Source organism: Lacticaseibacillus suihuaensis (assembly GCF_054785075.1).
Genome location: NZ_BAAGBJ010000007.1, coordinates 40,992 through 59,631 on the forward strand (window position 1 = coordinate 40,992; position 18,640 = coordinate 59,631).

General features: G+C 61.7%; 23 protein-coding genes. 19 read left to right on the plus strand and 4 right to left on the minus strand.

Going from position 1 to position 18,640, the window contains the following annotated elements; all coding sequences use genetic code 11:
- Window positions 1-116 precede the first annotated feature (116 nt).
- The 19 genes from ACYVRZ_RS07605 (at window position 117) to ACYVRZ_RS07695 (ending at window position 14,804) form a co-directional block, all read left to right on the plus strand.
- Window positions 117-593 carry a hypothetical protein gene (locus tag ACYVRZ_RS07605; protein ID WP_461226029.1) on the plus strand — a complete coding sequence of 159 codons (477 nt, stop codon included), beginning with the start codon at window positions 117-119 and terminating at the stop codon, window positions 591-593.
- Between the two features lie 20 nt (window positions 594-613).
- Window positions 614-1,030: an arsenate reductase (thioredoxin) gene (gene arsC / locus ACYVRZ_RS07610; RefSeq protein WP_461226030.1), complete on the plus strand. Its 417-nt coding sequence runs from the start codon at window positions 614-616 to the stop codon at window positions 1,028-1,030.
- A complete protein-coding gene (locus ACYVRZ_RS07615; RefSeq protein ID WP_461226031.1) occupies window positions 1,027-1,560 on the plus strand; it encodes an AAA family ATPase in 534 nt (177 codons plus the stop codon). Before arsC ends, ACYVRZ_RS07615 begins: the two co-directional genes overlap by 4 nt.
- Window positions 1,561-1,970: 410 nt before the next feature.
- Window positions 1,971-2,438, plus strand: a complete 468-nt coding sequence (locus ACYVRZ_RS07620; protein ID WP_461226032.1) for a PTS system mannose/fructose/N-acetylgalactosamine-transporter subunit IIB — start codon at window positions 1,971-1,973, stop codon at window positions 2,436-2,438.
- Entirely contained in the window at window positions 2,435-3,193 is a 759-nt protein-coding gene (locus ACYVRZ_RS07625) for a PTS mannose/fructose/sorbose/N-acetylgalactosamine transporter subunit IIC (RefSeq protein ID WP_461226033.1), read from the plus strand. Before ACYVRZ_RS07620 ends, ACYVRZ_RS07625 begins: the two co-directional genes overlap by 4 nt.
- Window positions 3,186-3,998, plus strand: a complete 813-nt coding sequence (locus tag ACYVRZ_RS07630) for a PTS system mannose/fructose/sorbose family transporter subunit IID (RefSeq protein ID WP_461226034.1) — start codon at window positions 3,186-3,188, stop codon at window positions 3,996-3,998. Before ACYVRZ_RS07625 ends, ACYVRZ_RS07630 begins: the two co-directional genes overlap by 8 nt.
- Before the next feature lie 295 nt (window positions 3,999-4,293).
- Window positions 4,294-5,205 (plus strand): metal ABC transporter solute-binding protein, Zn/Mn family, encoded by a 912-nt coding sequence (locus ACYVRZ_RS07635; RefSeq protein WP_461226035.1) that lies wholly within the window; start codon window positions 4,294-4,296, stop codon window positions 5,203-5,205.
- Window positions 5,206-5,475, plus strand: a complete 270-nt coding sequence (gene rpsN / locus ACYVRZ_RS07640; RefSeq protein WP_461226036.1) for a 30S ribosomal protein S14 — start codon at window positions 5,206-5,208, stop codon at window positions 5,473-5,475.
- Window position 5,476: 1 nt separating this feature from the next.
- Window positions 5,477-5,587 (plus strand): putative metal homeostasis protein, encoded by a 111-nt coding sequence (locus ACYVRZ_RS07645; RefSeq protein ID WP_461226037.1) that lies wholly within the window; start codon window positions 5,477-5,479, stop codon window positions 5,585-5,587.
- A gap of 187 nt (window positions 5,588-5,774) precedes the next feature.
- Window positions 5,775-5,987: a hypothetical protein gene (locus tag ACYVRZ_RS07650; RefSeq protein WP_461226038.1), complete on the plus strand. Its 213-nt coding sequence runs from the start codon at window positions 5,775-5,777 to the stop codon at window positions 5,985-5,987.
- Between the two features lie 21 nt (window positions 5,988-6,008).
- Window positions 6,009-6,341, plus strand: coding sequence for a hypothetical protein (locus tag ACYVRZ_RS07655; RefSeq protein WP_461226039.1), 333 nt, complete (start codon window positions 6,009-6,011; stop codon window positions 6,339-6,341).
- An 87-nt stretch (window positions 6,342-6,428) separates the two neighbouring features.
- Entirely contained in the window at window positions 6,429-7,883 is a 1,455-nt protein-coding gene (cls, locus tag ACYVRZ_RS07660; RefSeq protein WP_461226040.1) for a cardiolipin synthase, read from the plus strand.
- 669 nt (window positions 7,884-8,552) lie between these two features.
- The gene (locus tag ACYVRZ_RS07665; RefSeq protein WP_461226041.1) at window positions 8,553-9,203 is read left to right on the plus strand and encodes an MIP/aquaporin family protein; all 651 of its coding nucleotides are present in this window, start codon (window positions 8,553-8,555) and stop codon (window positions 9,201-9,203) included.
- Between the two features lie 474 nt (window positions 9,204-9,677).
- Complete coding sequence (locus tag ACYVRZ_RS07670) at window positions 9,678-10,394, plus strand: WxL domain-containing protein (RefSeq protein WP_461226042.1); 717 nt, start codon at window positions 9,678-9,680, stop codon at window positions 10,392-10,394.
- A gap of 99 nt (window positions 10,395-10,493) precedes the next feature.
- A complete protein-coding gene (locus ACYVRZ_RS07675; protein WP_461226043.1) occupies window positions 10,494-11,555 on the plus strand; it encodes a DUF916 and DUF3324 domain-containing protein in 1,062 nt (353 codons plus the stop codon).
- Between the two features lie 16 nt (window positions 11,556-11,571).
- Entirely contained in the window at window positions 11,572-12,039 is a 468-nt protein-coding gene (locus tag ACYVRZ_RS07680; RefSeq protein WP_461226044.1) for an LPXTG cell wall anchor domain-containing protein, read from the plus strand.
- Entirely contained in the window at window positions 12,023-14,008 is a 1,986-nt protein-coding gene (locus tag ACYVRZ_RS07685; RefSeq protein ID WP_461226045.1) for a lectin-like domain-containing protein, read from the plus strand. Before ACYVRZ_RS07680 ends, ACYVRZ_RS07685 begins: the two co-directional genes overlap by 17 nt.
- Window positions 14,009-14,139: 131 nt before the next feature.
- Window positions 14,140-14,457: a cupin domain-containing protein gene (locus ACYVRZ_RS07690; RefSeq protein WP_461226046.1), complete on the plus strand. Its 318-nt coding sequence runs from the start codon at window positions 14,140-14,142 to the stop codon at window positions 14,455-14,457.
- An 8-nt stretch (window positions 14,458-14,465) separates the two neighbouring features.
- The gene (locus tag ACYVRZ_RS07695) at window positions 14,466-14,804 is read left to right on the plus strand and encodes a cupin domain-containing protein (RefSeq protein WP_461226047.1); all 339 of its coding nucleotides are present in this window, start codon (window positions 14,466-14,468) and stop codon (window positions 14,802-14,804) included.
- A 187-nt stretch (window positions 14,805-14,991) separates the two neighbouring features.
- Here ACYVRZ_RS07695 and ACYVRZ_RS07700 read toward each other — a convergent pair whose 3' ends face one another.
- From ACYVRZ_RS07700 to ACYVRZ_RS07715, 4 genes are all read right to left on the minus strand, one after another.
- Complete coding sequence (locus ACYVRZ_RS07700; RefSeq protein WP_461224832.1) at window positions 14,992-15,138, minus strand: hypothetical protein; 147 nt, start codon at window positions 15,136-15,138, stop codon at window positions 14,992-14,994.
- Between the two features lie 344 nt (window positions 15,139-15,482).
- Window positions 15,483-15,662: a hypothetical protein gene (locus tag ACYVRZ_RS07705; protein WP_461226048.1), complete on the minus strand. Its 180-nt coding sequence runs from the start codon at window positions 15,660-15,662 to the stop codon at window positions 15,483-15,485.
- Window positions 15,663-15,908: 246 nt separating this feature from the next.
- On the minus strand, window positions 15,909-17,030 hold the full coding sequence (locus ACYVRZ_RS07710) for an NAD(P)-dependent alcohol dehydrogenase (protein WP_461226049.1): 1,122 nt from the start codon (window positions 17,028-17,030) through the stop codon (window positions 15,909-15,911).
- 376 nt (window positions 17,031-17,406) lie between these two features.
- On the minus strand, window positions 17,407-18,399 hold the full coding sequence (locus tag ACYVRZ_RS07715; protein ID WP_461226050.1) for a helix-turn-helix domain-containing protein: 993 nt from the start codon (window positions 18,397-18,399) through the stop codon (window positions 17,407-17,409).
- Between the last annotated feature and the right edge of the window lie 241 nt (window positions 18,400-18,640).

The window sequence follows — 18,640 nt, forward strand, 5'->3', positions numbered from 1 at the left end:
TCTGTGCTGGGGTTCGACGTTTTGCCACGGCCGAACCGCGTTCGGACGGCGATTCGGCGCGATTGCGGCGACGGCTGGGCCGGGCTGTGATATAGTAGCGGCAAGGAGGGGATGACATGCAGTACCCGGACAAGTACCACCTGACGCGCGACCAGAATCGGCGCTTCACGCGCAGCAACTTCACGCGGCTGGTGCATACCACGGCGCGGTTCGAAGGGGTCAACACAACGCTGCCGCAGACGCAGACGGTTCCGGATGGGCTCGGGGTCGCCGGCGTGACGCTGGCCGACATCAACGTGATTGTGCAGCTGAAGCGCGGCTTCGAGGCCATCACGACGGTGGATGCGCCCCTCACGCTGGATTTGGAAAAAAAGCTGAACGCGATTGTCGCCAGGAACGATGCCCCGGTGCCGGGCGAGCTGCGTTCCAGCCAAGGGGGCGTCGACATGGGTGCCGCCGGGCTGATCAACGTGCCGCTGGACCGGTGGGGCGAGTGGCACGACCTGATCAGCGCGTTTGACCTCTCGGGCGACGCGCAGGCCATCAAGGATTGGACCTACGCGAACGCGATTCAAGGCGTTACTCTGGCGTAACCCGCCGAAAGGAGCCGCTCATGCAACTGTATTTTCTCTGCACCGGCAATTCCTGCCGCAGCCAGATGGCAGAAGGCCTCGCCAAGGCGCTGCTGCCCAACACCTGGCGCATTCAAAGCGCCGGCGTCGAGGTCCACGGCCTCAATCCGCAGGCCGTCGCCGCAATGGCGGCGCGGGGCCTGGACATCTCCCAGGCCCAGTCCAAGCTGATCGACCCGGCCTACCTGGCGACCAGCGACGTCGTGATCACGCTGTGCGGTGACGCCAGGGACCGCTGCCCGGCGCTTGCACCCGGCACCCACGCGCTGCACTGGCCGCTGCAAGATCCCGCCCAGGCGGCCGGCAGCGCAACCGAACGCGCCGCGGTTTTTGCCACGGTGCGAGACCAGATCGAGACCCTGATCCGCGCGACCTGGCCACAGGCGGTGCAGGCATGAGCAAGCGGCTAATTCTGATCGGGGGGCCGATGGGGATCGGTAAGACCACGCTGGGCCGGTACCTGGTCGACCACAGCTCGGACCGCGCCGTTTTCCTCGACGGCGACTGGTGCTGGGCGATGCACCCGTGGGACTTCAGTACCGAAAATAAAAAAATGGTGATGACTAACATCCAGTTTCTGCTCAACGCGTTCATCGCCAACTCGCGTTTCGACACTATCGTCTTCGTCTGGGTGATGCACCAGCAGGCGATCATCGATTCGCTGCTGGACGGCCTGCGCGGCGATTTCACTGCGTATTCGGTCTCGCTGGTCGCCACCCCGGCCGAGCTGACGCGGCGCTTCGAGCAAGATGTCGCCGCCGGGGTTCGCGAGCAGGCGGCGCTGGCCGAGACGCTGGCACGGTTGCCGCTGTACGACGCGGTCGCCTCGCTGAAGCTGGATGTGACCGGATTTGATTGCGCCGAAAGCGCTGCGCGGCTCTTGGCGCTGGTCGCCGCGGCGACGCCGATTTTTCCGAAAAAATCATGAGAAATCATTGACAGCCGCATGAGAGAGGCGTAGTTTAGCGGTAATCAAAACATTTCGTCCTAAACCGTTGAAGTGGAGATCAAGACTGTTGTGCCCGTAAAGAGAGCGACCGGAGCTGAGAGTGTCGTCGAACGCAGGCAGTTAAATGGACCACTGAGGGTCAGCCCAAAAGCCGCGTGCGGCGAGTCAGGCTGAACGTCGGGCATACGTCAGTTGCCGGGAGGGTGTTGGCCCTTCGCTAAGGGGGAGCGTGCATACGTGTTTGCACGTGCCAATTAAGGTGGTACCGCGGAGCAATTCCGTCCTTAATCAGTCAAAAAGACTGGTTTAGGGCGGAATTTTTTGTATCCAGAGCGCAGCGCGGCGCTTCGCCGCTGCCCGACACCCACCACATTTTTTGGAGGCACAACATGTCAATCACCTTTGCACGAATCGATGAACGCCTGGTTCACGGCCAGATTATGACCACCTGGATCAAGCAGTACCCCGCCGACACCATCCTGATCGTCGACGACGCCTTGGCCGCCGACGACTTCACCAGCTCGATTCTGGCGATGTCGGCGCCGGCCGGGCTGACCATCGCCATTCAAGGCGTGGCCGCCGCCGCGGCGACGTTGAACGACGCCGGCGCCGAGCCCGTGTTCGTTTTGTTCAAAACGCCGCAGGCCGCCTTGGCGCTGGCCCAGGCCGGGGTGGTGCTGTCGGCCCTGAACGTCGGCAACATGGGCAGCCGGCCGGACCGCCAGCCGCTGACGCACCGGGTCTTCGCCAGCGCCGCCGAGGTGGCCGCACTACAAGCGCTGAAGGCCGCCGGTACCGACGTCTACCTGCAGATGCTGCCGAGCGACGCCAGGCAGGAATTGGAGGATGTGAAATGACGACTTTAGTCTTTGCCTTGATCATCGCCGCCCTTTGCTGGCTGACCAGCTCCGCGATTCCGATGTGGTCGCGCTGGGCGTTTTACTTCGGGGCGCCGCTGGTGGCCGGGCTGATCGACGGGCTGCTGCTCGGCGAGCTGACGTACGGGTTGCAGGTCGGCGCCACGATTCAGGCCGCCTACATCGGGCTCTTGGCGATCGGCGGGTCTTTGCCCAACGAGATGGCGATCGCCGGCTACCTCGGCGTCGCGATGACGATGCTGTCGCACAGCGACCCGGCGACGGGACTGGCGATCGCCACGCCGCTGGGGCTGCTCGGGGTGCTGTGCCTGAACGCCAAAATGGCGCTGAACCCGATCTGGGTGCATAAGGCCGACAGTTACGCCGCCGCCGGCGACATCCGCGGTCTGCGGCGCATGAACCTTTTGGCCTCGCAAATCGTGCCGTTCATCACTTACTTCATTCCGGCCTTCCTGTGCGTGTACTTCGGCGGCCACTACTTCACCGCGTTCATGGCGGCGCTGCCGGCGCAGATCACCGCGGTGCTGACTTTGATCGGCAAGCTGATGCCGGCGCTGGGCCTGGCGATGCTGATGCAGGCGTTGGCCAAGCGAACCACGCTGCCGTTCTTGCTGGTTGGCTTCGTCTTGGCGGCCTACCTCAAGCTCAACATCACCGCCGTGGCCATCATCGGCACCGGTTGCGCGTTGCTTCACTACTACTACATGCCGATGGGAGGCAAGCAACATGACTAAGACAATCAGCAAAAAGGCGCTGCGTCAGACCTGGTTCGCCTGGCAGTCCTGGGGGCAGATCTGTTACAACTACGAGCGGATGATGGGGCTGGGCTTCGCGCATGCCATGTCTTACACGCTCGCCGATCTGTACCCCGATGACGATGACGCCTTGGCCGCCGGGCTGACCCGCGAGCTGACGTATTTCAACACCGAAAACACCTGGGGGGCGATGATTCCCGGCATCGTCGCGTCGCTGGAGGAGCAAAAGGCCAACGGGCAACCGGTGTCCGGCGACATGATCAACAACCTCAAGGCCGCCTTAATGGGCCCCCTGGCCGGTATCGGCGACACCATCACCCAGTCGTTGGTCAAGGTGATTCTCTTAGGCATCGGCATCGACATGGCCAAAAGCGGCAGCGCCTTGGGGCCGATCCTGTTCGTCCTGCTGTTTTGCGCCTACGCCTTGATCGTCGGTCACACCACCTTCTACGCCGGCTACCGGCTGGGTAAAACGGCGGTGACCAACCTGCTGGCCGGCGGTCGCATCGCCCGGGTGACCGAGGCCATCGGCGCCTTGGGGATGATGGTGCTCGGCGCCTTGATTCCCACCACCATCACCGTCACCACGCCGCTGAAGGCCACCTTCGGCCAGCTGAAGCTCGAACCGCAGAAGATTCTCGACTCGGTGGTGCCAAGCCTTCTGCCGCTGGTGGCCTTCGTGATCTTGTACCTGCTGCTCAAAAAAGGGGTGCGGCCGACCCGCCTGATGGTCGGCCTGATCGCCTTTGCCGTCGTCGCCGGGCTGCTGGGCATCCTGGCGTGACGATTGGCGGGGCCGCGGCGTAGGCCGTCAACCCGTCGCAACTGAATGCGTCTTTGCAAGCCCGGTGCGGCGTCGTCGCACCGGGCTTGTTCGTGCCGGCGGTTGACTTTTCGGGGTTTCCCGTGCTACCCTGCAAAGGTCGCTAATGAGGAACCGTTACGATTAACGCGGCGTTAATCGTAACGGCCGCGCGGTTTGGACCAGCTTCGACTTACTATTGACAAGCGGATGCAGGCTGGTATGATGGAACTTGTTAATCGTAATGGTTACGGTTATCACGACTCGGGGGGAACACATGCAAGGGAGACACAAGACACACTGGCTAGTCGCGGCGCTGCTGACGCTGGCCGTCGCCAGCGGGCTGAGCGGCTGCGGCAAGGCCGCCGCCCCGCAGGCCAAGGGGCTGCAGGTGGTGGCCAGCGTCGATTTTTACGCCGACGTCGCCCGGGCGGTGGTCGGCGATCACGGCACGGTCACCGCGGTGATCAACCGGCCGGACATCGACCCGCACGACTACGAGCCGACCGTCGACGTCGCCAAGACCGTGGCCAAGGCCCAGATCGTGATCCAAAACGGCGCCGGCTACGACGACTGGATGAATCGCCTGCTGGCCGCCGACGACACCGGCATCACCCAGGTCACCGCGGCCAAGGTGGTCGGCATCAAGGACGGCGACAACGAGCACGTCTGGTACAAGCCCGACGTGATGCCGAAGCTGGCCCGTGCCCTGGCCGCCGCCTGCGCCAAGCAGGACCCTAAGCACAAGGCGGCCTACGCGAAGAACGCCGCGGCCTACATCAAAAGCCTCAAGCCCCTGACCGCCAAAATCGCGGCGCTGAAAAAGGGCGCTTCGGGGCAGGCGGTGGCCGTGTCCGAGCCCGTTTTCGACAACGCGCTCAACGCCATGGGCTACCGCATCGTCAACAACCACTTCGCCCAGGCCATCGAGGAGGGCACCGACCCCAGCCCGGCCGACATTCGCGAGCTGGAGGCCGCCATCGCGGCCGGCAAGCTGGCCTTTTTCGTCCAAAACACGCAGGCCGAGAGCAAAGTGGTCACCAATATCGTCAAAAAAGTTCGCGCGGCCAAGATTCCGGTGCTGAAGGTGACCGAAACCATGCCGACTAACGCGACCTACACCAGCTGGATGATGCAACAATACAACGCGCTGGCCAAGATTCAGCGCGACCACAATGGAGGGAATTGAATGGCAAAACGTTCGAAGATCGAAAAGGCCAAGCGCCAAGAAGCGCTGGTCGTGAAGTTCGCCGCCAAACGCGCGGCCCTGAAAGCCGCCGGCGACTACGCGGGGCTGGCTAAGCTGCCGCGAGATTCCAGCCCGGTGCGGATGCACCACCGCGACGCCCTGGACGGCCGGCCCCACGCCTACCTGCGCAAGTTCGGCCTGTCGCGGCTGAACTTCCGTGAGCTGGCACACAAGGGCCAGATTCCTGGCGTGAAGAAAGCGAGCTGGTAACATGAGCAAACAAGACACCGCAACCGCCTACCGCGAGCTGAAAAGCCCGAACCGCAAGACCCGCAGCCGCGCCTTGCGAACGCTTAAGGACGCCAAGAAGCGCGGCAAGTAACCGCTCTGCGTGAGCGACCCACAACCGGGTCGCTTTTTGCTTGCTTCTGTGACGGACAAGCAGGGGCTTTCACGTAATTTCAAGAATATCAGGGTTGAAGAAACCGCTTTCTCTCCCTATAATTGGGTTGATTCGTGAGCGAGAATTGTTGAAAACAGCCGGAAATTGGCGATGGGGAGGCGTCGAAATGACACGAAAAAGGGATGGGTTGGCTCGCGTGGTCGCGGTTTTGTTGGGGTTGGCAGCTTTGGCCGCCATCGCCGTGGTGGTGGCGACGGCGGCGGGGCAGGTGACGGTGACCCGGGTGGATCTGGGGCCCGGGCACGTCTACCGCGATGCGGTGGTGGCGCAGTTCGACGGGTGGCACCGCGTGGGTAGCGGGGCCGCCGGCTGGTGGTAGGTCGCACTCGGCCTTGGCGTGATGGGACCGGTGACCGCCGGGCTGCGCGTCGGGCTGACCGCAGTCACCTTGGTCGAGGCCCTGCCGACGCTGGTTTTGGTGGTCGCGCTGTGGCCACTGCTTCAGGCGGCGCTGCACCAGCGGCCGCTGGCGACGGCCGCCAAGCGGTTGGTGAATGGCAGCTGGTGGGGGCTTGGCCTGAGCCTGTTCAACGCGCTTTTGCTGCCGCTGGTGGTCAAGGGGCTGTCCGGTGATCACCTTCAGATGGACTTGCACTTCAATTCGCTGGCGGATCTCCTGTTGTGGCTGCTTTTGGCGCTACTGGGGGTACTGCTGGCCGAACGGAATCAGTGAGATGCGACAGTCGCAAGCCAATGCGGCTGTTTTTTTGCGCCGAGTTGCGGTACCTTATAGCCATGCATACGATTCTGGAGGTAGATTATGGACTGGACCATGATCAAGGCGATTATCAGCGTGTTGTACCTGCTGAACGTGATTGCCGCTATTATCACCGTGTTTCGCGAAAAGCGCGACATCGCCGCGACCTGGGCGTGGCTGTTGGTGCTCAACTTCATTCCCGTCGCCGGGTTCTTGTTCTATTACTTCTTCGGCCGCAAGCTGTCGCACCGGCAGTTGGCCAAGGTTCGGGCCCAGCCGCACGGTGAGCTCGGGGCGGTGCTCAAGCGCCAGCAGGAGCTGATCCCCAAGGCCGCGCCGAGCGACACGCAGATGGAGGCGACGGCCAAAAACATGATCACGCTGTTCCAAAACACGGATCAAAGCTACGTGACCACCAACAATCAGGTCGCCATTTTCACCGCTGGCACCGCCTTGTTCACCGACCTGCGCCAGGAGATCGCGGCGGCTGAACACAGCGTCTTCGTGGAGTTCTACACGTTCTACGGCGACAAGCTCGGCGCCAGCATCCTGGCCGCCCTGACCGCCAAGGCCCAAGAAGGCGTGGCGGTGCGGGTGCTGTACGATGCCTGGGGGTCGCTTGGCACCAAGGCCGAGTTCTTCGCCCCGCTTCGCGCGGCTGGCGGCATTGTCGAGCCGTTCCTGGGCATTCACCACCGGCTGGACTTTCGCCTGAACTTCCGCAACCACCGCAAAATCGTCGCGATCGACGGCTGGACCGGCTACATCGGCGGGTTCAACATCGGCGATCAGTACGTCGGCCGCCTGAAGAAGTTCGGCGCCTGGCGCGACACCCACCTGAAGGTCGAAGGCGATGCGGCGCTGGCCCTGCAGCAGCAGTTCATCCGCGACTGGAACGCGACCACCGGCGGGGCGCATCCGCTGGACATCAACCAGACGCATTTTCCCAAGGTCAACAACGGGCTGGGCACCGCGATGATGCAGATCGTCGCCAGCGGCCCCCAAAACGACTTGGCCCAGATCAAGCTGGGTTACATGAAAATGATTAACGCCGCCCGGGTCAGCCTGGACATTCAGACCCCGTACCTGATTCCCGACGAAAGCGTCCTGACCAGCCTTCGCACCGCGATTCACAGCGGGGTGCGGGTGCGGATCATGATTCCGCACATGCCCGACCACGCCTTCGTCTACCGCGCCAGTCAGTACTACGCCCGGGGCCTGGCCCAGGACGGCGCCGAGATCTACTTCTATGAGGCCGGCTTCCTTCACGCCAAGGTGATGGTGGTCGACGGGGCGATCGCCTCGGTCGGCTCGGCCAACATGGATTTTCGCAGCTTCGGCCTGAACTTCGAGGCCAACGCCTTCATCTACGACCACGCTTTGGCCGCCCAGCTGCAGGACATCTTCACGGCCGATGTCGCCAAAAGTCGCCGCGTTACCGCGGCCGACTTCGCGGCGATGCCCCGCTGGCTGCGCTTCAAGCAGACCTTCTCGCGGCTGATCTCACCGATTCTATAGAGGGCGGAAGGCCGCGGGGTTAGCCGGGCGGCTAGCCTAGCGCTGGCGCTTGGGCCGCACCTTGGCCCGAGTGCCGGTGCGTAGCTAGACGCACCGGCGTTGCGGCCTGGAGCCCGTTTACGCAAGCGGCCGCGGCCTCCGGGCCCCGGGACGGGTCGGGCTGTGCGGCCGGTTTCCGCCCGTTGGGCTCCAACCTAAAATTCGAGCCGAGCCGGTGCCTGCGGCCCCATGCTCGTCTTGAATTTTGCCGGAAACAGTGGCGCGAATGCCCCGCAAGAACCGCGGGTCATCCGGGCCACTGTTTCTTTCACGGCCCGACCCGTCCCGGGGCCCTGCGGCTGCTACCGAGTGGGTGAGCGGCAACGGTGCGAATCGGTGTTAGGCCGCAAAAAGCGGCGAAGATGGCCCGATTTGAATAGGCCACGAAGCGAATTCTGTCCGCGACGGCTCGAAAAGGATTGGCGAGGGGCTGTCGGTTCGTGCCTGAAGCGGCCCCGTCGCAGCGGTTGTGACGCCTTGCAACCGGAGCGACCGGCCTCACCGCCTTTATTAGTTTGATTATAAATTGTTTGCAATCAATATTGCCTGAAACGCCCATTTTGCGCGGCCGCCGTGCTATACTGGAGTCATTCAGCGGCCAGTTGGTCGCGGGTTATGGAGGTATCATTGATGCAAAAACTTGTTTCGGAATTCTTGGGCACCTTCCTGCTGGTTTTCCTCGGTAGCGGCGCCGTGCTGTTCGCCAAGGGGGACGCGTTGACCATCGCCATCGGCTTCGGCCTGGCCATCACCGTGTCGGCCTACGCGTTCGGCGGCATTTCCGGGGGCCACTTCAACCCGGCGGTCACCACCGCGATGATGATCAATGGCCGCACCCCGGTCGGCGAAGGGTTCGCCTACATGGTCGCCCAGATTATCGGCGCGATTGCGGCCAGCGGCGCGGTTCGCGTGGTGGTCGGCGCTTTGAAGCTGCCGACCAACCAGCTGGCGCAGACCGATTTTCCTAAGCTCGACGTCGGCACGGCCTTCTTCGTGGAGGCCCTGGCCACCTTCCTGTTCTTGATGGTGATTCTCGCCGTTACGGCCAAAACCGGCAACGGTGACTTCGCCGGCCTGACCATCGGCGTGACGCTGATGCTTTTGATCATCTTCTCCGTCAACCTGACCGGCGCCTCCCTGAACCCGGCGCGGTCGATTGGCCCTGCGCTTTTCGCCGGCGGCTCGGCCTTGAGCCACCTGTGGCTGTACATCGTCGCCCCGGAGGTCGGGGCGGTCGTCGCGGCCTTCGCTGGCCGGTTCCTGCTCGGCACGGAAGACTAGACACGTTGGGTACCCCTGTTGCCACGAATGCGGCGGCAGGGGTTTTTGTTGTGGCCGCCAAAAATAAAAAGTTTCTGGCAACAAATTTCGTATCAAATTTTTGAAACAAAATTTATATTCGGGGTGCCGGCGCTTTCTGCCGAGGTTAGTTGCCATCCTAAACTAATCGTTATAAAATCGCTCGGCACTTATTTTACGTCAGCTTTTGTAAAAAGGCTTTGTTACATTTCGACGGGGAGATAAAGAACGGCCATATTATGAGAATCCCCTTGGAATCAGGGCCGACGGAACATTTTATCGGTTCATATAACGATTCAAGTATATTTTAACGAGATTTCGTTCCGGGCGATCACACCGCCAATTGTGTCCGATTGACGAAATATTTGTGAATTGCTATAGTCAATTTGTTATCTAAGAACTTCGCTGGGCGTTGGAACACCGTGGGGCAGCGAGTCAAATAGGAGGAATTCACTGATGAAGAAATCTTTGCTTGTTAGTGCCGCTGCACTTGCTTTGGCCGCTGCCACCACGGTTGCACCGCTCGGCGTTTCCGCCGCGGGTGAGCCTCAAGGGACCACCAAGGCCGAATTCACCGTGACCGCCGGTGACGAGGGCACCACCACGCCCGGTGGTGACGAAGGGACCGGCGATTACAAGAACCTTTGGCTGGTGAAGGCACCGGATCTGAACTTCGATAAGACCAGCGTGGCCAGCGTCATCGCCGGTGTCACGCTGAACTACAAGGACGGCATCACGCTTGCCAAGACCGGTGATGCCGCCGAGAACCAAGAGGGTGATTTGCAGGTGACCGACCTGCGTGGTACCAGCGCTGGCTGGAAGCTGAGTGCCTCGGTTTCCGACTTTGACAACACCGCCGCAACCGCAGAACAGCTGGACGATCGCGACGCCGCAATTAAGGCCGGTGACAAGCTGACCGGGAGCTTGACCCTCGGGCTCGGGGCCGTGACCGCCGACAACTTTGACCAAGGCGCGACGACCGCTGCTTTGACCACCAACGGCGGGGACGTGACGATCTGGAACGCCGCCAAGACCTTTGGCCAAGGCGACAACAAGGCGACCGTCGACGCCGGCACCACGAAGCTGGCCCTCAACAAGAACGCCAGCGTTAAGGAAGCCCAGTACGACGCAACCGTGACCTGGACGCTTTCCAGCACCGTTACCGCAGAATAAGCCACTCATGTGAGTACGTAACGCGATCGAGGGGCCACCCCTCGGTCGCGTTTTTTCAGAGGTCGTATTTCGTTCCCATCTGTCGAAAGGAGTTTCACCTTGCGTCTTAAAACCTTGCTGCTCATCGCCTTGGCGGCCCTCGGTCTGGGGGTTGCCCAGGCCAACCCCACCCAGGCCGCGACCGGTGCGGCCTACACCGTTAGCCCGGTGATTCCCGCCAACCAGCGCAGCGCGGTGTCGAGCTATTTTGACCTTGTCGTCAAGCCCGGCGCCAACCAGCCGCTGACCGTGGCGGTGACCAACGAGACGGCAGCCACGCGCCGCATCCGGCTGTCTTTGACGCATGCCTACACGCAGGCCAACGGTGAAATCGGCTACAGGCCCAACGGTCCGACCGACCAGTCGGCCCAGTACCGCCTGGATCAGCTGGGCACCAAAAGCCAGGTGATCACGCTCGCCGGCCACCAGACCAAGCGCGTCTCCGTGACGCTCAAGATTCCGGCCAAAGGCTTCACCGGCGTGATTCTCGGCGGCTTGTACATCGTCGATCAAAAAGAGACGGCCGGGGCCAGCAGCGACGGGGTGCAGTTCAAGAACCGCTACGCCACGCTGGTCGGCGTTCAGCTGCAGACCAGCACCGGCGCGATGAACCACGTCTTGCCGAACCTCAAGCTGCTGAGCGTCGGCACCGGCATCCAAAACAACCAGCCCGGCGTCTTGGCGACGGTGCAAAACCCGATGCCGACGTACTGGGGCAAGATGCTTTACACGGCCAAGGTCTACAAGCGCAACTCCGACACGGTGGTGATGAAGCGCGTCGCCAGCAACTACACGACGGCGCCGAACAGCCATTTTGACTTCGGCATCACCCAAAAAACCGGCCTGACCCCCGGCGACTACACGCTGGACCTGCTGGTGACCGGACCGCACGGCCGCTGGCACTGGCGCCGCAACTTCTCGATTCTGACCGAGCAGGCGCAAAAAATTAACAAGCAGCTGGCGCTGAAGACGCCGTTCGTCATGCCGTGGTGGGGCTGGGTCCTAATCGGGCTGGGCATCGTCTTGCTAATCGGACTGCTGTGGTGGCTGATCTTGCTGCTGCTGCGCCGCCGCAAGAAGGACGAAGACGACGATGAGAACGCGAACGCTCCTCAACAATAACAAAGGAGAGTGGCCTATGCGATATTGGAAAATGGGCCTGGCCGTCGCGCTGACGCTGGCCGGCCTGACTTTCGGCGGTGCCGGCGTGGCCGCGGCGACTGACGACGGCGCGGCCGTCGGCACCACCGTGGCCGAGCTCGTGGTGGTCGCAGACGGCCCGAGTCAGCCGACGAACCCGGACCAACCGGGTAAGCCGACGAACCCGGACAAGCCGGGGCAACCCGGCAAGCCGAGCCGGCCGACCACCCCGAGCAAGCGGCCGCCGCGGGTGACCCCGCTGGACCGGCTGCCGGGGACGGGGCCGACGGTTGGCACCGCGACGCACGTGGCCGGCAAGCCGCAGCGCTTTTTACCGCAAACCGGCGAGGCCATCGCCTTCGTGGTGGCCGGCGTCGGCAGCGGCCTGTTGGGATTGATCGGATTGTTCGGCCTGCTGCTGTTGCGGCGGCGAAGGGAGGAAGCGGCGGATGAAGCATTCAATTAGGCATCACCTGAGCCGCTGGCTGACCCTCACCGCGGTGGCCACGCTGGGCGTCGGGGTCGGCGGATTCGCTGGCCTCGGCGACTTCGGCGGCGCGGTGCGGCCGGTCAAGGCGGCGACGGATATGTGGACGACCACTAAAAGTGTATCCGGGGCCGATTTCCCGGAACCGCTTGACCCAGACACCTTGTTGCCGGCTTACGTGCCGTTTGACCAGGCGATGACCATCGACGGAATTGCGGCTGGCAGCGATGGCATCGGGAGCAGCAGTAAAGTGCTTCAGAATCCGATTGGCAACCAGGTTGCGGTGCAAGTGACCAATTCAACGACGCAATCGGGGTCGATTTGGAGTACCTCGACGCTGTCACTGAGGCAGAGCTGGGCGACCAAGATGCACATTTACTTCGGGAGTAATAGTGATCCGGCCGATGGGCTGGCCTTTGCCCTTGCCGGAGCTCGACCAACCGTGATTGGAAATCGCGGGGCCGGGATTGGTGTGTGGGGAATTCCTTCGAAGGCCCTTGCCGGTAAAAGAGCTGGTGAGTTGCAAAACGCTTTTGCCATCACCTTCGACACGTATAACAACGGTGATAATACCGATGCAAACGTGAAACCCGTTAGTGCTCAGCACGTCGCTTGGGGATATCCTTCGTTGAAGGAGCAGTACACAAGCGTTACTAGTCAAACTTTGGCTTTCGATACGTCAGGCTCGGCAAATGGTGGGCTTGCAAAAGTCGGCAAGCTGCCGGTCACCAGTGGATTAGGCGGATATACTGTTCTCTCTAATGGCGACAAGTTCACCGACGGTAAGTGGCATACAGTCGAAGTTAAGTGGGTGCCCAACGGTGGTACTGGTGGTGGCGGGACGCTGACGTTCAGCGTGGCGGTTAGCGCCAGCACAACAATCACGAAGTCTCTAACTTGGAGTGATGCAGATCTGACCACCGTCTTCGGTAGTAGTGCTTTGACGAAGGGCGTCTACTGGGGCTTTACCGGTTCCACCGGTAATCAATGGGAAGAGGGCCTGGTCACTTTCGAAACCATCCCGGGCCTGGTCGACGGCGGCGTTTCCGCCACGGTCACCAATCCGGACGGCACCGCGGCCTCTGACGTTTACCAAGGCACAACGCTGGCTCAGACCTACAAGCTGACCTACAACGGCAGCACCAGCAAGCAGGACTGGCCGGTGCAAAGCACGGGCAACACCACGAGCCTGACCGCAACGCTGCGAACCACGGATGACTATGCCTTCCAGCTCGATGACAACAACCAGATCTCGGTGACCATCAAAGACGATAAGGGCAAAACGCTTGCCACGATGCCGGCCAACCCAGCTGCGCCGCATCAGGTGACCGACATCTACGGCAATACCAAGACCTACTCCGACCAGCTGACGGTGCCGAGCCTCCCCGCATTCCTGAAGGCTAACGGTGACAACCAAAGCTACACCGTGACCGTGCCGATCGTGGCCACGGCCGAAACAGCCGCTGCGGCAACCGCCGGGGCCGGCGTGGTGGTCGGCAGCAATGCCCGTTACACCACGACCGTGAAGACCCCCGCAATCGTCGCTAATCCGCTGCAGCTCATCGCGCCGAATTTTCAGTTCGGGTCCTTCAGCATCGCCCAGATGATCAAGGGGCTGAACGCGGTGAGCGGCACGGCCGGCAACATCACGGTGGCGGCGCCGACCAACTCGCACGTCACGCTGACGGCGCAGATGGGCAACACGCACCTGTTGAACAGCACGGCTGCGATTCCGATGTCAAACACGCTCAGTTTTACCTACAACGGGGCCAAAAGGGTCCTGCAAAGTAACGCGGCCGCGGTCACGCTGTTCAGCGGCAACGCGACGCCACCGAGCGGCGCCATCACGAACGCGACGCTCACGACGGCCCCCTACCCGCAGATTCAGCCCGGGACGTATCAGACCGATATCACCTGGACGATTGCGGTGACGCCGATTGTGCCGTAGCACTTTGCCAACGCCAAGCGTCAATTCGATGGCCTCATTCCCGCGGGAGTGGGGCCTTTTGGCTGTCGCCGCCGCAGAACTTGCATTTTGCCGGCCAGCGGGTCAGACTGAAAGGAGAACGGAGGAACGCTATGCAAACACTCGCACTCGCCGAGCTGATCGACTACCGCGACCACCAGATCGCCAGCAAGTCGTTCGGTCGCAAGCTCAACATCGCACTGCCTTTCGTCGCCTACGCGCTGGACGCCGGGGAAAGCATCAGCAACGAGCAATCGACGCTGACGCGCCTGATTCAGGTGGTCGACGGGACGCTGACCGTGGTGAACGATGGCGTCCCCACCGCGGTGCCGACCGGGGCCATGATTGTGATTCCGGCCGGGACGCCGCATGCCCTGGAGGCGCGAACCCGCTGCAAGTTCATTCAGATGGAAACCGCCCCGCGCGGTTAGTAGGGTATATGCCTTTTATTCAAAAAATTAACGCCAAAGAGGTTCTGAACCTGTGCGACCTGGTCAGCCTGGACGCCGATCAGGTCAACAGCCGCACCTTGGTTCAGCGGCCGGACATGACCATGACGCTGTTCGCCGTCGCCACCGATCAGGAAATCGGCGGTCACTCGGCGGTCGGTGACGCCTTGGTCAACGTGCTGAGCGGCGTGGCCGAGGTGACCATCGAGGCCGATGTCTTCACCCTGAAGGCCGGCGAGTCGATTGTGATTCCCGCCAACGCGCGGCACTCGCTTTACGCGGTTGAAGGCTTTCAGATGCTGCTGGTCGTGGTGAAGCCGGAGCTGTAAGTGGCCGCAGCACGACGCTGTGTTTACGGCGCCGAGCCGACCATGTTATACTGAAGCCAGCAAAAAACGGCACCCCTGGCAGGGTGCCGCCTTGCAGACTACCGCGTTAAGAGCGGTGGCCCAAGTTTAAGAAGCTAAGAAGCCGCGTTAAACTCGTGCAAAGTTGTCTGCGCGGCTTTTAGCTTGCTCATTTTCGGAATTCTCCGAGTGCCTTTCTCAGCGCGGTGGCCGCAATGACCACTTGGGTCAGGCGGTTGAGAACGCGTGTCACCACGACGCACAACAGCTCGACCTCTGCGAGAAAAGCCACAATCTGGGCAATGACCCAAATCACGAGTTTGCAAAGTCCTCCTTTCTACCAGAATCCGACCACCAATCCGCCTCAGCGTCATTGGCATCACCCTCTTTCAGAAATGGGGACCACCGCTCATATCACTTTGTCTGCCCGGGCATTGTACCAAGGACTGACGCGTTTTGCCTAGGTGAGGGGCATGAGAAGTTGGTGTGACGCGGCTTTACCGCCGCGAATCGGCCATGTTATACTGAAGCCAGCAAAAACGGCACCCCTGTGAAGAGTGCCGCCTTGCAGACTACCGCGTTAAGAGCGGTGGCCCAGTTTCAGAAGCTAAGAAGCCGCCGGAACTTGGTCAAAAGTTATGTGGGCGGCTTTTAGCTTGCTCATTTTTTGATGGTGGCCCTCAGCGCCTGAATCGCAACGATCAGGCGGCCGATGGCTGCGATCGATTGCGCGATCTCCGCAATCAGCCGGTTCAGGCTGGCGACCTGTTTGCGAAGCGCATAGGTTGCAAGCGTTGAACCACTGAGGAACACCACGATCTCCGTCATAGACGGGATCACGAGTTTGCAAAGTCCTCCTTTCTACCAGAATCCGATTACCAATCCGCCTCAGCGTCATGGGCATCACCTTCTTTCAGAAGTGGGGACCACCGCTCATATCACTTTGTCTGCCGGTGCATTGTACCAAGATATGGCGCGTTTTGCCTAGGTGAGGGGCATGAGAAGTTGGTGTGACGCGGCTTGCCACACGAATAGGCCGGTGAATCCGAATTGGGATTCACCGGCCTTGTTCGCTGTTGCGGTGGCTTATTCGCCCGGCACGTAGCTTTCGTCGATCACCAGCACCGGCTTAATGGTTTTGCCGGAGCGGGAGTCGGCGTTGGCCTCGTTGATCTGGTCGAAGCGGTAGAACTTCTCGGTTTTGTCGAAGTCGAACACGCCGAGCTTGTAAAAATCAATCAGCCGCGGAATGTCGATTTGCGGAATCGAGTCGCCCATGTTGACGCCGACGATCTTCTTGTCGTCGACGCACAGGTCGTTCCAGGTGTCGACGTCGATGTGGTGCGGGGTGACGGCGATTGTCGCGGTCGTGCCGCCTTGCGCCAGGACCTTGATCGAGTTTTCCATCACGGCGGTGACGCCGGTGGTGTCAACGGCCCAGTCGACGCCGCGGCCGCCGGTCAGATTCCGTACGGCCTGCACGACGTCGAGGTCCTTGGAGTTGATGACGTCGGTGGCGCCGAGCTCCTTGGCCAGTTCCAGGCGGGAGTCGACGATGTCGATGCCGATCACCTTGACGCACCCGGCGATGCGGCCGGCCATCATCGCGGCCAGACCGACGGCACCGGTGCCGAACACGGCGATGGTGTCGCCCGGAGTCGGCCGCAGCGTGTTCAAAACGGTGCCGGAGCCGGTCACGTAGCCGCAGCCCAGTGGGCCGAGCTTGCGCAGGTCAAGGGCCTTGTCGACCTTGACGGCGTTGCGTTCCCGCACGACGGTGGTGGTGGTGAAGGAGCTTTGGTCGAACATGTCGGCCACGTGCTGACCGTTTTCGGTGAAGTGGCTGGAGCCGTCCGGGCGAATGCCGGACAGGTTGTTGTGGGCGTAGTTCTCGCACTGCGTCGGGATGCCCTTCAGGCAGGACTTACAGTTCCCGCAGGCGTAAAAGGACAGCACCACGTGGTCGCCGGGCTGAAACTGGGTGACTTCCGGGCCGACCTTCTCGACGATGCCCGAGCCTTCGTGGCCCAGGACAATCGGGTAATCGATGACCGCGTCGCCGATGCGCAGCGCCTCATCGGAGTGGCAGATGCCGCTGGCCACCATGTGAACCTGGATGTCGTCGGGGCCCATCTCGGCCAATTCGATGTCGTCTTTGATTTCAAAATCCGCGTTCTGCTTTGCTACTACTGCTGCTTTAATTTTCACGATATGCGCTCCCTTGTGACTGATTTGTCGGATGACGCTTTTATTATCGGAGCTCGCCGAGCCAAAAGCAATCGCTTACAAAATCCTCTTGGGATATGTCCCAGAGGCAGAATTGGCGAGTGCAACAGCTGACGGCCGCCGGGGATGGACCCAGTGGTACAGATTGGCGGCCGCGTTGCAGCGTCGCCGTCGTGAAAGCACAACATATTTACAGGGAGACAAAACGTGTCGCAAGCGCCGAGTGAGCGGGGCGGTGAGCGTTCTGGTGAGCCGAAAACCAGGAACCGGCAGCGCAAGCCGGGTGTGTACCCCCGAGTGGGGCAGCGCCGCCCGGTGAGTCGCGCCGTCCGGCCCGGTGACCGGCCGCCGCTGCGGCTCACAGTCGCAGGTCGCTTGGACCCTGGGGGCGGTCGGCCTTGGGGGCGTGGCCGAACTGCGCGGCGTAGCGCTTGTAAAAGAAGCTGGTGTTTTGAAGGCCGACCTCTTGCGCGATCAGGCGCAGCGGTTTTTCCGTGGCCTGGATGGCGTCACGGGCTCGCAGCAGGCGTTCCTGGGTCAAGGCGGCGCTGAAGGTCTGGCCGACCTCGCGGCGAAACAGGTTGCCCAGGTAGTTGCGATTGTAGCTGAGGGCCGTCGCCAGGCCGCCCAGGGACACATGGGCGTAGTCTTCGTGAATTGCCTTGAGCATCCGCAGCGCCAGTGCTTGCCCACTGGTGAGCGTGGCCGCGGGTTGCGGGTAGTTGCGGCTCATCTGGGCCAAAAGTACAGTGAGCTCGGCCTGCAAAATCGTGTCGGCCAGCTCGCGGTCGCGGTAGTACTCGGCGATCAGGCGCTGCAGCGTGGCCTGAACCTCGCCTTGTGCGGTGCCGGCGAATCGCACGAAGCCGCGGGATGGCTGCGCCTGGGCCCGTTTTGCCAGGAAGGCATACAACACGCTGCGCTGACTTTGCAGCCGGGTGAGCAGGTCCAGCGAGATGTTTTGGTCGCGAAAAAGCACGTTGATGAGCAAGTCGCCTTCGCCCAGCGCCTCGATGGCGTGGCGGCTGCCGATGTCCAGCAGCAGCAGGTCGCCTTGGTGCAGCACCACCCGCTGGCCGTTGACGTGTTCGACGGCCGTGCCGCTGAGCATGTAGTTGAGCTCGAGGAACTGGTGGGTGTGGAGCGGGTAGGCGGCGAAGCGGTTGTGCTTGGAGACGTAGATGCTGCGGTTGCGGAAAAAATAGTCGTTGAGCACCGGCATGTTCGCGGTTTCACTGAGGCCCAGGTCCAGCGCCGCCGGGGGGATATCGTCGGCAACCTGGCGGCTTTGGCGCTGCCGTTGCTCAATTGGGCTGAGGGCTTGCAGCTGGTGCAAAATGTCACGATCCATGGCGGTCTCCTTTTCATCGGGTTGCCTACATACTACGCCGCCGGGCCAGAAGCCGCAAAGGATATTTACAAAAATAGGATTCAACAGGACGAGTTGAAAGCGTTGACAACAAATTGGTCTGGTGTTAAGCTAGCCTCAGATGATCATCTTAGCGCGGGGCGACGGCTCAAAGCCACGGTCGCCGTAGTAGCCACCGCGCGGGAACGGTCCGGAGTGCAAGCGCCTCCAGTACCAGACCCAT